Annotated in this window: 11 protein-coding genes; 5 read left to right on the forward strand and 6 right to left on the reverse strand. The window is 62.1% G+C overall.

What is annotated here, in order from left to right; translation table 11 throughout:
* Window positions 1-46: 46 nt before the first annotated feature.
* Complete coding sequence (locus AB7951_RS23455) at window positions 47-1,708, reverse strand: flavin-containing monooxygenase (RefSeq protein WP_439062186.1); 1,662 nt, start codon at window positions 1,706-1,708, stop codon at window positions 47-49.
* A 211-nt stretch (window positions 1,709-1,919) separates the two neighbouring features.
* Between AB7951_RS23455 and AB7951_RS23460 the strand changes: the two genes are divergently transcribed.
* Genes AB7951_RS23460 through AB7951_RS23470 form a run of 3 tightly spaced genes read left to right on the forward strand, consistent with a single transcriptional unit; the run spans window position 1,920 to window position 5,050 of the window.
* Window positions 1,920-3,053, forward strand: a complete 1,134-nt coding sequence (locus AB7951_RS23460; protein ID WP_441256066.1) for a nitronate monooxygenase — start codon at window positions 1,920-1,922, stop codon at window positions 3,051-3,053.
* Window positions 3,054-3,070: 17 nt separating this feature from the next.
* Window positions 3,071-4,588, forward strand: a complete 1,518-nt coding sequence (locus AB7951_RS23465) for an acetyl-CoA acetyltransferase (protein ID WP_439062184.1) — start codon at window positions 3,071-3,073, stop codon at window positions 4,586-4,588.
* A 6-nt stretch (window positions 4,589-4,594) separates the two neighbouring features.
* Window positions 4,595-5,050: a PaaI family thioesterase gene (locus AB7951_RS23470; protein WP_439062183.1), complete on the forward strand. Its 456-nt coding sequence runs from the start codon at window positions 4,595-4,597 to the stop codon at window positions 5,048-5,050.
* A gap of 65 nt (window positions 5,051-5,115) precedes the next feature.
* Here AB7951_RS23470 and AB7951_RS23475 read toward each other — a convergent pair whose 3' ends face one another.
* From AB7951_RS23475 to ltnD, 5 genes are all read right to left on the reverse strand, one after another.
* A complete protein-coding gene (locus tag AB7951_RS23475) occupies window positions 5,116-6,324 on the reverse strand; it encodes an efflux RND transporter periplasmic adaptor subunit (protein ID WP_439062182.1) in 1,209 nt (402 codons plus the stop codon).
* Window positions 6,314-9,499 (reverse strand): efflux RND transporter permease subunit, encoded by a 3,186-nt coding sequence (locus tag AB7951_RS23480; protein ID WP_439062181.1) that lies wholly within the window; start codon window positions 9,497-9,499, stop codon window positions 6,314-6,316. Before AB7951_RS23480 ends, AB7951_RS23475 begins: the two co-directional genes overlap by 11 nt.
* Window positions 9,500-9,957: 458 nt before the next feature.
* Window positions 9,958-11,235, reverse strand: a complete 1,278-nt coding sequence (gene otnK, locus AB7951_RS23485; RefSeq protein WP_439062180.1) for a 3-oxo-tetronate kinase — start codon at window positions 11,233-11,235, stop codon at window positions 9,958-9,960.
* Entirely contained in the window at window positions 11,232-12,014 is a 783-nt protein-coding gene (gene otnI, locus AB7951_RS23490; protein ID WP_439066636.1) for a 2-oxo-tetronate isomerase, read from the reverse strand. The genes otnK and otnI overlap by 4 nt, the downstream gene beginning before the upstream one ends.
* Before the next feature lie 17 nt (window positions 12,015-12,031).
* Window positions 12,032-12,964: an L-threonate dehydrogenase gene (gene ltnD, locus AB7951_RS23495; protein WP_439062178.1), complete on the reverse strand. Its 933-nt coding sequence runs from the start codon at window positions 12,962-12,964 to the stop codon at window positions 12,032-12,034.
* Window positions 12,965-13,097: 133 nt separating this feature from the next.
* Here ltnD and otnC point away from each other — a divergent pair, with 133 nt between their 5' ends.
* Together otnC and AB7951_RS23505 are read left to right on the forward strand one after the other, a co-directional pair.
* The gene (gene otnC, locus AB7951_RS23500; RefSeq protein WP_439062177.1) at window positions 13,098-13,763 is read left to right on the forward strand and encodes a 3-oxo-tetronate 4-phosphate decarboxylase; all 666 of its coding nucleotides are present in this window, start codon (window positions 13,098-13,100) and stop codon (window positions 13,761-13,763) included.
* Between the two features lie 152 nt (window positions 13,764-13,915).
* Entirely contained in the window at window positions 13,916-14,206 is a 291-nt protein-coding gene (locus AB7951_RS23505; protein ID WP_439062176.1) for a GIY-YIG nuclease family protein, read from the forward strand.
* Window positions 14,207-14,230 lie beyond the last annotated feature (24 nt).

Here is a 14,230-nt window from a genome sequence, read left to right on the forward strand (position 1 = left end):
AAGCCCGGCCATGACGACCGAGGGGACCTAGTTTCTCGGCCCACCTCTACAAGGCCACCGCCTCCTTTGGCCGCGCGCCCACCGTCATCGCAAATCCCTCATAGTCCTTCGTCGCCACATCGTTACAAATCTGCCGGTAGACCCCGACGCCGCCGATATAGGGCATGAATATCTGCGGCTTGCCGGGGATATTCGCGCCCATATACCAGGAATTGGCCTGCGGATAGAGCGTGCCGGCCGCGACCTCATTGACATGCGCGACCCACTTGTCCTCCGCGGGATGCGTTGCCTCGATCACCTCTGCGCCACGGTCACGCATGTAGCTAAGGCAGTCGGTGATCCAGTCGACATGCTGCTCGATGGACACGATCATGTTCGACAGCACAGACGGCGAGCCGGGGCCGGTCACTATAAAGAGGTTCGGGAAGCCGGCGCTCATCAAGCCGAGATAGGTTCGCGGACCTTCCGCCCATTTGTCATTCAGCGTCTGGCCGCCGCGGCCGCGAATGTCGATCTTGGCGACCGAGCCGGTCATCGCGTCGAAGCCGGTGGCAAGCACCAGCGCGTCGACCTCGTAATCCTTGCCGCCGGTGCGCACGGCATTCGGCAGAATCTGCTCGATCGGATGGGCCTTGATATCGACCAGCGTCACATTCGGGCGATTGAAGGTCGCATAGTAATCTGTATCGACGCAGATACGCTTTGAACCAACCGGATGATCGGTCGGCTGCAGCAGCCTTGCCGTTTCGGGATCGCTGACGATCTCTGAAATTCTCTCACGGATAAAATCGGCGGCGGTATCGTTGGCGCGCTGATCCAGGACTAGGTTATTGTAGACGCCCATGAAGGTAAGCCCGCCCGATGTCCATCGCGCATGATACTTCTCGCGCCTTTCATGCTCCGGATCGTCGAGCGCGCCGCGATCCGGAATCGGCTGCACGATGCCGTTCTTGAAATCCTCACGCGCCTGCCGGCGAATCTCCGGATAGTTGTCGCGAAACGATTTGCGCTCATCATCGGTGAGCGGCGCGTTGCGCGCCGGCACGCTGAAATTTGCTGTGCGCTGGAACACAGTGAGCTGGCTCGCCTGCTCGGCGATTAGCGGGATCGACTGGATTGCTGACGATCCGGTGCCGATGACGCCGACGCGCAGACCGGTGAAATAGACTGTCTCATGCGGCCAGTTGCCGGTGTGATAGACCTTGCCCTTGAAATCCTTCATGCCCCTGAATTCGGGCGTACGCGCATTCGACAGACAACCCGTCGCGAGCACGACATGCTGCGCGGTGGTGGCCTGACCATCGGAAGTCGTTACCGTCCATCGATTGGCGCGCTCATCGAATACCGCGGATTTCACCGTCGTATTGAACTGGATGTCCTTCCTCAGATCGTAGCGATCGGCGACATGGCCGGCATAGCGCAGAATTTCGGGCTGCGGCGCGTAGCGCTCGCTCCAGTCCCATTCCTGCTGCAATTTGTCATCGAACGAGAACGAATATTGCATGCTCTCGACGTCGCAACGCGCGCCGGGATAGCGGTTCCAGTACCAGGTGCCGCCGACATCGCCGCCCTGTTCGAACACCTTCACGGCGAGGCCGAGGCCACGCAATTTGTATAGCAGATAAAGCCCCGCGAACCCTGCGCCGACGACCACGACATCGATGCGCGCGTTGTGATGCGAGACAGGTTGCGGCTGAGCAGCGGCCATGCGTTCACTCCCGTATTTTTTGCTTTGCTTGTTACAGGTAGCATTTCCCGCATGACGCGAAAGCGCAAGCAGGAAATCGGGCGTCGTTGCCGCGGTATTTTGCCAGGCGGAATGCCCCTCGTCCGCTTGGCATCGCCCTTCCCCATACGCTAGCGTTCATCACGAACTCGCCACATGAAGCGGGTCACAAGAGATTCAGGGAGACACGCCGATGAAGTCGCCAATCTGCGAGATGCTGGGCATCGCGTTTCCGCTACTCGCCTTCAGCCATTGCCGCGACGTGGTTGCTGCCGTCAGCCGTGCCGGCGGCTTCGGTGTGCTCGGCGCCACCGCGCATTCGCCGGAGACGCTGGAGCAGGAACTGAGGTGGATCGACGATCATGTCGATGGCAAGCCCTACGGCATCGACGTGCTGATTCCGGAGAACATCTCCACCGCAGGCGAGAAGGATGTCACCTGGAAATCGCTGGAGCGCCGCATCACGCCGGAACATCGCGCTTTCACCAGGAGCCTGCTGAAGAAATACGGCGTCGATCTCACGATCACCGAAGTCTCCTCCGATCAGCCGCAGCCATTCGACGGCGAGACCGCGCTGCGGCTGCTCGACGTCTCCTTCAATCATCCGATCCGGCTGATCGCCAATGCACTCGGCGTGCCGCCGAAGGCGATGATCGAGATGGGCAAGGCGCATGGCGTGCCGGTGGCGGCGCTCGTCGGTGCCAAGGAACATGCGATCCGGCAGGTTGCAGCCGGCGTCGATATTCTCGTGGCGCAGGGCACCGAGGCCGGCGGCCATTGCGGCAAGGTCTCGACCATGGTGCTGGTACCGGAGGTGATCAAGGCCATCAAGCCGATGCGCGAGGTCCCGGTGCTCGCCGCCGGCGGCATCATGACCGGGCGGCAGATGGCCGGCTGCATGGCTATGGGCGCGGCAGGCGTCTGGACCGGTTCGGTGTGGCTCGCGACCACGGAATCCGAAACCTCCGAAATCTTTCGCGAGAAAATGATTGCCGCCTCGTCGCGTGACGCGATCCGCTCCAAGGGACGCACAGGCAAGCCCGCACGGCAATTGCGCTCGGTCTGGACCGATGCCTGGGATCGCGGCGAAGACAGCCCCGGCGCGCTGCCGATGCCACTGCAGAGCCTGATCAGCCGCGACGCCTTCGCCTCGATTGATCGTTCCGCAGCCGCGGGCAATGCGCAGGCACGGGATCTGGTCAGCTATTTCGTCGGGCAAGGCGTCGGCCTGATTGACAGCGTCAAGTCGGCAGGCGCAGTTGTGCAGGAATTCAAGGAGGACTTTGCCGAAGCGGCAGAGCACCTCACCATGCTGGTTTCCGAATAGAGGCAAGAGCAAGAACAATGGCAGTGTCGAACCAAGCTGAAGACCGCATCCCCGTCATCGTCGGCGTCGGCGAATTCTCGGATCATCCGAAGGAGCTCGCCGAAGGTCTCGAGCCGCTCGCGCTGATGATCGAGGCGCTGAAGCGCGCGGAGCAAGACTCTGGCGGGAAGCTGCTTGGGGATATCGACTCGCTCGACATCGTGAACTTCCTGAGCTGGCGTTACACCGCGCCGGAGAAGCAGCTCAGCAAGAAGCTCGGCATCGCGCCGAAGCACGCCTATTACGGTCCGGTCGGCGGCGAGAGTCCGATCCGTTACATTCATGAAGCAGCCAAGCGTATCGCGCGCGGCGAATCGCACGTCGCGGCGATCACGGGCGCGGAATCGCAGGGCACGGCCACCAAGGCCGAACGCGCCAAGGTGGATCTGCCCTGGACGCCGTTCGCCAAGGATGCGCCGGAGCCGCTCCGCGGTGCCAACTATCAGAAGCCGATGGCGACCAAGCTCGGCGTGGCCAAGCCGGTCACGGTCTACCCGTTCTATGAAGCCGCCTCCGCCGCGCATTGGGGCCAGACGCCGCGCGAGGCCCATCGAGAGTCTGGAGAATTGTGGTCGCGCTATGCAGGCGTCGCGGCGACCAATCCGGAAGCGTGGAACAAGAAGGCCTTCGCGCCCGACGAGATCACAACGCCGACGCCTGACAATCGGCTGATCGCCTGGCCCTATACCAAGCTGATGGTCGCCAATCCGATGGTGAACCAGTCGGCCGCCATCCTCGTCACCAGCCTTGCCAAGGCGCGCGCTGCCGGCGTGCCCGAGGATCGCATCGTGCATATCTGGGGCGGCGCTTCAGCCGAGGAGCCGCGCGACTATCTCGACCGCGACCAGTATGTGGAGAGCCACGCGCAGAATGCCGTGCTGAAAGTCGCGATGGATCTGGTCGGCGGCTCTGGCAAGAATTTCGGCGCCATCGAGCTCTATAGCTGTTTCCCCTGCGTGCCCAAGATGGCCCGCCGCACCCTCGGCCTTGGCAGCGACGTGCAACCAACCGTGACCGGCGGTCTCACCTTCTTTGGCGCGCCGCTGAACGACTACATGGCGCATGCCGCCTGCGCGATGGTCCGCAAAATCCGCGCGGGGACCAAGACGGGCCTGCTCTACGCGCAGGGCGGCTTCGTCACCAAGCACCACGCATTGGTGGTGTCGAAGGAGGCACCAAAGGAGACGCTCGCGCAGGACACCAATGTGCAGGCGGACGCCGACCGCAACCGCAAGCCGGTCCCGACATATGTCACCGAGGCCTCGGGCAACGGCACTGTCGAAAGCTTCACGGTGATCTACGGCCGCGGTGGCGAGATCGAACATGGCGTGGTGATCCTACGCACCGCGGCCAATGAACGCGCACTGGCGCGTGTGCCGGTACAGGACCAGGCGACGCTGGCGTTTCTGATGGATCAGGACAAGACGCCCGTGGGATCGTCAGGCGCGATCAGCACGGCGGGTGATGGCGTGCTGGAGTGGCGAAAGGCGCAATAAGGCGAGATGACCAAATTCATTCCAAAGGATGCAAACTTCGAGGCCCGTGTGCAGGCGAGCTTCGCCCGCCAAACGGCGATGACAACACTGGGTATCGAAGTTGCGCGTCAGGCAGCCGGCGAAGTCGAACTAAAAATGCCGTACAAGACCGCCTTTACGCAGCAGCACGGGTTCATTCATGCCGGCATCATCACGACAGCGCTGGATACAGCCTGCGGGTATGCCGCATTCTCGCTGATGCCCGACGATGCCGCGGTTCTGACCGTCGAATTCAAGACCAATTTTCTGGCCCCGGCCCGCGGCGAGCAGTTCCTGTTTCGGGCCCGCGTGCTCAAGCCCGGCCGAACCATAACGGTTTGTGAGGGCCAGGCCTTTGCGGTGGAGAGAGGCGAGGAGAAGCTGATCGCAACAATGAGCTGCACCTTGATGGCGCTATTCGATCGCGAAGGCATCACGCACTAGATAATCGTAAACGGAGGGGGCGCTATGCCCGGCATACGAGCCCGGCATAGCGCGGCGTCAACGCCCTACCCCTTCACTTCCTTCTTGTCCGTCTCGGCCGTCGGCTTGCCGTTTTTCGGAGTACCGCTGCCGCCAGTGATACGGACCTTGTCGCCGTCGTTGAGGCCGTCCGGCGGGGCAATGACGATGCGATCGTCGGCGGCGATGCCGGATGCGAGCTCGATGTCGCGGCCGAGATCCCTGGCGATTGTCACGGTCTTGAACAGGATCTTGTCGTCCGGTCCAACGGTCGCGACGCGCATGCCGCTCTTGTTGAAGATCAGCGCCGAGGCCGGAACATGGAGCGGCGCGGAGTCGCGCGCCAGGCTCATCTTCACATTCGCATAGCCACCCGGCAGCAACTCGCCGCTCGGATTATCGAGCACGAGCTGCATGCGCGTGGTGCCCGATGCCACATCGACCGATTGCGACGAGGCTTCCACCGTGGCCGGGAATGTCTTGTTCGGATGATCTGGCACGCTAATGATCGCCTTGGCGCCTAACCTGATCGCCGGCACATAGCTCTGCGGCACGTCGACATAAACGCGCAGCTTCTTGATATCAGATACCACAAACATCGCGGCGCCGGTGCCGGTGCCGCCCGAGATCAGCGCGCCGACGTCGGTATTGCGCTGGGTGACTACGCCATCGAACGGCGCAGTGATCTTCTTGTAACCGGCCAGCGCTTCCAGCCGCTCGACATTAGCCTGGCCGGAATTCACGGCGGCGCGCTTGTTGTTCAGATCGGCGGTGCGCTCGTCGATTTCCTGCGCCGAGACGAAATTCGACGCCACTAGCGTCTTGCGGCGGTTCAGCGTCGCTTCCGACAGTTTGGCGCTGGACTGCTGACTGACGAGATCGGCGCGGGCCTGCAGCAACTGCTGATCGAGATCCGGGGCTTCGATCTCGGCGATCACCTGGCCGGATTTGACCTGTGCACCGATATCGGCGCTCCAGCTCTTCAGATAGCCCGAGACGCGGGCAAAAATCGGCGCGCGGTAATAGGCTTCGAGCCGGCCGGGCAGATCGAGCGACGCGTTGAGAACGCGGGCATCCGGCGGAGCCACAGCCACCGTCGGGATCGCCTGATCGTCGGTCCAGGCCTTTAAATCGCTCTCGGTCTTGGCGCGGGCCATGATGCCGGTGACGACGATGGCGCCTGCGGCGCACAGGCCAATCACTCCGACCAGGCCGAGCTTGCGGCGCGATACCGGGGGGGTCTGCTCAGTGGGCATGCAAAGTCTCCGAGGTGGCCGCGTCCGGCGCAGGCTGCTGTTTCTTGTGAACCATGCTGAACACCACCGGCACGAACATCAACGTGGCGATGGTAGCAAAAATCAGGCCGCCGATGACAGCGCGGCCAAGTGGCGCATTCTGCTCGCCGCCTTCGCCCAGCCCGAGCGCCATCGGCGCCATGCCGATGATCATGGCCAAAGCGGTCATGAGCACAGGGCGGAAGCGGACGAAACCGGCTTCCGAGGCGGCCTTGATGGGGTCGCCGAGGATTGCGTAGCGCTCGCGGGCGAAGGAAATCACCAGCACCGAGTTGGCCGTCGCGACACCCATACACATGATGGCGCCGGTTAGTGCCGGAACCGACAGCGTCGTCTGCGTCGTGAACAGCATCCAGACGATGCCGGCCAATGCCGCCGGCAGCGCGGTGATGATCACGAACGGATCGGACCAGGACTGGAAGTTCACGACGATCAAGAGATAGATCAGCACGATAGCGCCGAGTAGGCCGAACAACAGGCCGGCAAAGGCGCTGTTCATGGTCTGCACCTGACCGAGCAGCGCCACATTGCTGCCCTTCGGCACATCCGCCTTGGTCTCTTCGAGCACCTTGTAAATATCGTTGGACACGGAACCGAGATCGCGCCCCTGCGTGGTGGCATAGATCTGCACCATCGACTGGATGTCATATTGCGACACCACGGCATTCGAGGTCGAGCGATTGATGCTGGCAATGCCGCCGAGCATCGGGGAGTTGTTGCTGGCATTCACGGCCGTGATCGGCAGCGTCTCCAGCGCACCCAGCGAATCCAGTTTGTATTGCGGCGTCTGCATCACGATGGAATAGGACACGCCGTTATCAGGACTGAGATAATAGGTCGGCGCGACTTGCGACGAACCTGCGAGGTTGACCACGAGGCTGTTGGTGACATCGCGCTCGGTCAGGCCGACATATTGCGCACGGGTGCGGTCCACATCGATGTTGAAGCCGGGATTGTTCGGCGACTGCTGGAGCCGTGCATCGGCAATGCCGGGAATGCGACGGATCTTGCCGAGCAGCTTGTTGGCATATTCGAAGTTCGCCGCGAGATTCGCACCGCGGATCTGCAGGTCGATCGGGGCCGGGGCGCCGAAGTTCAGGATCTGGCTGACGATGTCGGCGGGCAGGAAGGCAAAGCTGACGCCTGGGAACTGCCGCGGCAGTTGCTCGCGCAATTGCCGCACATATTCCTCGGTCGGCCTGTGGCCTTCCTTCAGCTTGATCTGGAAGTCACCATCCTGCGGGCCGATCACGCCGGTGTTGTTATAGGTGAGATTGATGCCGGAGACGGGCATGCCGATATTGTCGGTCATGGTCTCGATCTGATCCGGCGGGATGATCTTGCGCACCGCCTTGGTGATATCGGCGAACTGGTTCGCGGTTTCCTCGATGCGGGTGCCGACCTGGGCGCGGACATGCATCAGGATGGCGCCGCCATCGACCGATGGGAAGAAGTTGCGGCCAAGGAACGGCACCAGCAGAAACGACACGCCGACGACGCCGAGGAAGCCGACCACAAAGACCGGACGCCGCGCCAGCGCCATATCCAGCAGGCCGTGATAGCCGCCGCGGATACGCTCGAAGCCGGCCTCAAAGCCACGCTGGAAGCGCACCAGCGGATTGCGGGTCGGCGGCTTCTCGCCGTCATGATGGACATGCGGCTGCAGCAGATACTTGGCCATGGTCGGCACCAGCGTGCGCGACAGCAGGAACGACCAGACCATCGCAAACATCACCGCTTCGGCCATCGGCACGAACAGGAATCGCGCGATGCCGTTGAGGAAGAACATCGGCACAAAGACGATACAGATACACAGCAGCGACACGAAAGCCGGCGTCACGATCTGTGCCGCACCGTCCATGATCGAGGTCTCGACGTCCTTGCCCTGCTCCAGATGGTAATTGATGTTCTCGATGGTCACCGTCGCGTCATCGACGAGGATGCCGACTGCGAGCGCCAGACCGCCCAGCGTCATGATGTTCAGCGTTTCGCCGATCATCGACAGCATGATGATGGCACCGAGCACCGCCAGCGGGATCGACACCGCGATGATGACGGTGGAACGCCAACTGCCGAGGAACAACAGGATCATCACCGACGTCAGCAAGGCCGCGATGATGCCTTCCACGGCCACGCCCTCGATGGCGCCGCGCACGAAGCCGGATTGGTCGCCGATATAGCTGATTTTCAACGCGTCCGGCAGCGCCGCGCGATAGTCGATCACCTTCTGCTTGATGCCGGATATGATATCGAGCGTGGAAACCGAGCCAGCCTTCAACACCTGCATCAGCACCGAACGATTGCCATCCACATGCACGATATTGGTCTGCGGCGGATTGCCGTCGCGCACGGTGGCGACGTCATCCACATAGACCATGGCGCCGTTAACGCTCTTGATCGGCAACCGTCCGAGCTCTTCGATCTTCAGCGGCGAGTTGTTGAGATTGATCGTATATTCGAACTCGCCGATCTTCTGCGTGCCGACCGGCGTGATCAGGTTCTGCGCCGCCAATGCATTGGCGACGTCCTGACCCGAGAGACCACGCGCCTGTAGCGCGCCGGGATTGAGGTCGATCTGGATCTGGCGCTGCTTGCCGCCGAACGGATATGGAATCGCGGCACCGGGCACGGTGACCAGCGGCGTACGAAGCTGATTAATGCCGATATCGGCGAGGTTCTGCTCAGTGAGACCGTCGCCTGACAGTGCAACGTTGATGATCGGCACCGTCGAGGCCGAATAGTTCAGGATCAGCGGGGGCGTGGCGCCGGGCGGCAACTGCTTGATCAGCGTCTGTGAGATCGCGGTGACCTGCGCGTTGGCTGTGCGGATGTCGACATTGGGCTGGAAGAAGATCTTGATGATGCCGAAGCCGGCATAGGAATTCGCCGTGATGTGCTCGATGTCATTGACCGTGGTGGTCAGTGCGCGCTGGAACGGCGTGGTGATACGGCCGGACATCTGGTCCGGCGGCAGGCCGGTATACTGCCAGACCACGCCGATGACGGGGATGCGAATATCCGGGAAAATATCGGTTGGCGTGCGAAGTGCGGCCAGCGGCCCGACAATCAGCAGCAGCAGGGCCAGCACCACAAAGGTGTAAGGCCGGGTCAGGGCGATGCGCACCAACGAGATCATGAACGGGCAGTCCTCGATACATTGACGAGAGGGGCACAGCGGAAGACCCGCCTGCACGCGGTCGAATTCACCTGTTTAGAGAGATCGTCCGCATCCGATTAGTGAGCCGGGCCGGCATAAGCCTATCGGCTCGGTTCATGAATGAACGGGCAATCCTCTTGCATGAAGGGCTGCGAACGAGCGGTTTCCGCGCCTGTCCACGCCAGCAGATTTACCCGACCTGCGACAAAATAGCTAACGCGCGAAGCCTCACGGCAATTCACTTCAGCGGTATTGTTAATTGTTTCCGGGCCGCCGTGGCGTCCGCACAACAGTTTTAGGCTTAAAAAGACGCGGTTGCGGCTCGCGACATGCAAGGTGTCATGGGCCGGTCAAGATGAACTATCTGTAATGCGTGCGACGTTGGCAACGTCCTGCCGATTCGGGCAGCGTGTCGCCCCTGGATTGGGCGACAGCCATCACACCATCAGGCCAAGCGCGTCCGCGAAGAAATCCGGACCGCCGAAATTGCCGGACTTCAATGCCAGCAACATCTGGTGCTCCGCTGTACCGACCGCGCGCAACACCGGCACACCGGCGGCGATTTCCGCACCGACCAGGAAGCCCGGAATGCCCAAACGATCCACGACAGCGCCGGATGTCTCGCCACCAGCCACGACGAGCCGTTGTACGCCGGCGCGGACGAGACCTTCAGCGAGATCGGCCATCGCCTGCTCGATGGCGTGCCCCGCGGCATCGCGGCCATGGCGCTTTTGCAGGGCCGTCACCTGATCCGGCGTCGAACTGCTGGCGATCAGGACCGGGCCTTTGCCGAGCCGCTCTTTCGCCCAGCCGAGCGCGCGCTGAACTTCCGCGCCGCCGGCAATCACCTGTTCGGGATCAAGATGCAGCACTGGCATTACCTGTTCGGCGCGCGCGATCTGCTGCAGCGTCGCCTGCGAACAACTCCCAGCCAGACAGGCTGCAGCACCGCCCACAGGCGTATCCTTGATCGAAGTCGCCGCGTTCGCCTTGACGCGGCCGGACGCGACCAGTGCGCGCGCCAGGCCAAGCCCCATACCGGATGCACCGACAGAGACGCGATGACCCAGGGCGACCGCACCGATGGTTTCCAGATCGCTGGCAAACACCGCGTCGATGATCGCCGCGCCAAAACCATTCTCCGACAGCCCATCGAGATGCGTCCGCACCACGTCGGCGCCGCAGGCGACAACTCCGAGATCGACCAACCCGATATTGGTCGTGCTCTGCCGCGCCAGTACGCGGACGAGATTGGAGTCGTGCATCGGATTGAGCGGATGATCCTTTAGCGGGCTCTCGTTCAGCGGCACGGAACCAACGAACAAATTGCCCTGATAGACCGTGCGGCCGGTCTCGGGGAATGCCGGCGTCACCAGCACGATGTTGTCGCCGGAATCGATCCGCAGCGCATCCATCACCGGGCCGATATTGCCGGCATCGGTGGAATCGAATGTCGAACAGATCTTGAACAGCACATGATCCGCGCCGCGGCTGCGCATCCATTTTTCGGCGGCGCGCGATTTCTCGACCGCCCTGCTGGCCGCGATCGAGCGACTCTTCAGCGATACTACAACGGCATCGACGTCTGGCAGCTGCAGATCATCCGCAGGAATGCCGATGGTCTGCACCGTGCGCAGACCGCAGCGGGTCAGCGTGTTGGCCAGGTCGGACGCACCCGTGTAGTCGTCAGCGATGCAGCCCAGCGCCAGCGTCATGCTTTCACTCCGGCATAGGGCTTGAACCAGCCAAGTCCTGCGACCGTGTCGCCGGCCGGGCGATATTCGCAGCCGACATAATTGTCGTAGCCGAGCCGGTCGAGTTCATCGAACAGGAACGGATAGTTCAGTTCCTCACCGGACGGTTCGTTGCGCGACGGCACGCTGGCGATCTGGATATGCCCGATCCACGGCAGCATCTCGCGCAGCCGCATCGTGACGTCACCGTGCATGATCTGGCAGTGATAGATATCGAACTGCAGCCCGAGATTGGGAATCTTCATGTCAGCGATGATGTCGCGCGCGAACATGAAGTCGTTGAGAAAATAGCCGGGCACGTCGCGCGGGTTGATCGGCTCGATCACCACGTCGACGCCATGTTCGCCGAGAAAATTCGCGGCCCATTCAACGGATTTGCGGAAGGCCGCGACGGCCTTCGGATCCTTGCGATCGGCGAGACCCGCCATCATGTGCAGGCGGCGGACATTGGTGGCCAGGGCATAAGGCAGTGCCGTGTGAATGCTCTGCCGGAGCTCATCGAACTTGTCGGGACGTGCGGCAAAACCCTTTTCGCCGGCATTCCAATCGCCCGGTGGCAGATTGAACAGCACCTGCTTGAGCCCGTTGCGTTCCAGTCGTTCGGCGATCGCTTCCGGCGGATGCTCGTAGGGGAACAGGAACTCCACCGCAGTAAAGCCTGCCTTGGCCGCGGCATCGAAGCGATCGAGGAATGCGTGTTCGTTGAACATCATGCTGAGATTGGCGGCGAAGCGGGGCATCGATCGTCCTCGTGTTCTTAATTCGGCTCGCCCGGCAGCTTGGTGCCGGTGACCTTGGCATACATCCGCGCCACCGACGCGTCGTCATCGCGGCCCATGCCTGACGCCGAGGTCATCAGAAACATCTGCAAAGCCGCAGCGGAGACCGGCACGGGGAATTTCGCTGTACGCGCCATGTCCTGGATGATGCCAAGATCCTTGACGAAGATATCGACCGCGCTGCGCGGCGTGTAATCGCCATCGAGCACATGCGGCATGCGGTTCTCGAACATCCAGGAGTTGCCGGCGGAGGCGGTGATCACCTCGTAGACCTTGCGGATATCGAGACCCTGCTTGGCGGCAAACGCGATGGCTTCCGAGGCGGCGGCGATATGTACGCCTGCGAGGAGCTGGTTGATCATCTTGAAAGCGGCGCCCTGCCCGGCGGCATCACCGAGTTCGTAGAGCTTGGCGGCCATCGCATCGAGCGCCGGCCGCGCCTTGGCAAAGGCAGCCTCGCTGCCGGATGCAAGAATGGTGAGTTCGCCCTGCGCCGCGCGCTGTGCACCGCCGGAGATCGGGGCATCGAGGTAATGTCGGCCGGTGGCTTCGAGATCCCCAGCGAGACGGCGGGCGACATCGGGATCCATCGTCGCGGACGATACGAATACCGCACCTTTCGGCAGCGTTTCGGCAACGCCATCCGTCCCGAACAGGATGGTCGCCGTCTGCGCGGCATTGACGACGACGCTGATGACGATATCCGCGCCCTGCGCAGCGCCGGCCGGGGTATCAGCGCCCTGCCCTCCGTCGGCCACGAAGCGCTTCACCGCATCCGCCGAGACGTCGCAGCCGGTCACCGCGAAGCCGGCCTTCTTGAGCGACAAGGCCATGCCATAGCCCATCGATCCCAGACCAATAACGGCGACGCGTGGTCTCTCAGAACTTGGTTTTTCAGATGCAGGTGACATGCGGCAATTCCCTAGGGGTCCTCGATGGCCAGCTTGAGGCGGCCTTGCCTCTCGGTAACACGGCTTGGCCATCATGCGAAAGCGTGGGAAAAAGCATCACGAGGAAATGCCAAGAAAAGACCGAGGACATCCGGTGACTGACACAAAGCTGCGTGAAGAGATCTGCCGGCTCGGCCGCTCGCTGTTCGACCGTGGGCTGACGCCGGGCTCATCAGGCAATATCAGTGTGCGCTGCGATGATGGCGGCTGGCTGGTGAGCCCGACCAATGCGTCACTGGGCTCACTCGATCCGGCCCGGCTCTCGCGCCTCGACAGCAACGGCCGCCTCATATCTGGCGACGCGCCAACCAAAGAGGTTCCGCTGCATACGGCACTGTATGAGACACGCAGCGCCGCCCGCGCCGTGGTGCATCTGCATTCGACCCATTCGGTCGCCATCTCGATGCTGCCGGAAATCGATCCGCGCGCCGCGCTGCCACCGATGACGCCCTATTACCTGATGAAATGCGGCGCGACGGCCCTGGTGCCGTATTATCGGCCCGGTGACCCCGCCGTCGCCGACGCTATCAGGGGGCTCGCCGGCAAATATTCATCGGTTCTGCTGGCCAATCACGGCCCGGTGGTCTCCGGCGACACGCTGGAAGCAGCGGTCTATGCCATCGAGGAACTCGAAGAAACCGCGAAACTCTATCTGCTGCTCCGCGGGCTCAACCCGCGGCACCTGACGCCGGCACAAGTGAAGGACCTGGTGGCGACGTTCGGGCTGGTTCTGCCCGATCATGACGCGCATGGGCACTGACCGAAATTGACGGCATTGCCCCTCCCCCGTCATTGCGAGGAGCCCTTGCGACGAAGCAATCCAGTCTTCGCTTGTTGCTTCTGGATTGCCGCGTCGCTTCGCTCCTCGCAATGACGGGGAGAGGACGGTGAACCATCGATGTGGAGGGAGCTGTGAAAGAACCTTGCGTCTACATCATGGCCAGTCGTCGAAATGGGACGCTCTATACGGGGGTCACCAGCAATCTGCCAAAGCGCATCTACGAGCATCGCGAAGGCCTGGTGTCCGGCTTTTCCAAGTCCTACGGATGCAAGCTGCTCGTCTGGTTCGAGGTCCATGAGACAATGGAATCGGCGATTGCGCGCGAAAAACAGATTAAAGCCGGCAGCCGAACCAAGAAATTGGCGCTGATCGAAGCAGTCAATCCGAACTGGAAAGACCTTTACGGCAGTCTCTTCGAATAGCCCCGGCCCATCCTCGTCATTGCG

This window comes from Tardiphaga sp. 285_C5_N1_2 (assembly GCF_052076065.1).
GTDB classification, from domain to species: domain Bacteria; phylum Pseudomonadota; class Alphaproteobacteria; order Rhizobiales; family Xanthobacteraceae; genus Tardiphaga; species Tardiphaga robiniae.

Excerpts from the sequence above, each read along its gene's own strand:
- AB7951_RS23455 (WP_439062186.1), bottom strand. The coding sequence starts at position 1,708 with ATGGCCGCTGCTCAGCCGCAACCTGTCTCGCATCACAACGCGCGCATC.
- AB7951_RS23460 (WP_441256066.1), top strand. The coding sequence starts at position 1,920 with ATGAAGTCGCCAATCTGCGAGATGCTGGGCATCGCGTTTCCGCTACTC.
- AB7951_RS23465 (WP_439062184.1), top strand. The coding sequence starts at position 3,071 with ATGGCAGTGTCGAACCAAGCTGAAGACCGCATCCCCGTCATCGTCGGC.
- AB7951_RS23470 (WP_439062183.1), top strand. The coding sequence starts at position 4,595 with ATGACCAAATTCATTCCAAAGGATGCAAACTTCGAGGCCCGTGTGCAG.
- AB7951_RS23475 (WP_439062182.1), bottom strand. The coding sequence starts at position 6,324 with ATGCCCACTGAGCAGACCCCCCCGGTATCGCGCCGCAAGCTCGGCCTG.
- AB7951_RS23480 (WP_439062181.1), bottom strand. The coding sequence starts at position 9,499 with ATGATCTCGTTGGTGCGCATCGCCCTGACCCGGCCTTACACCTTTGTG.
- otnK (WP_439062180.1), bottom strand. The coding sequence starts at position 11,235 with ATGACGCTGGCGCTGGGCTGCATCGCTGACGACTACACGGGTGCGTCC.
- otnI (WP_439066636.1), bottom strand. The coding sequence starts at position 12,014 with ATGCCCCGCTTCGCCGCCAATCTCAGCATGATGTTCAACGAACACGCA.
- ltnD (WP_439062178.1), bottom strand. The coding sequence starts at position 12,964 with ATGTCACCTGCATCTGAAAAACCAAGTTCTGAGAGACCACGCGTCGCC.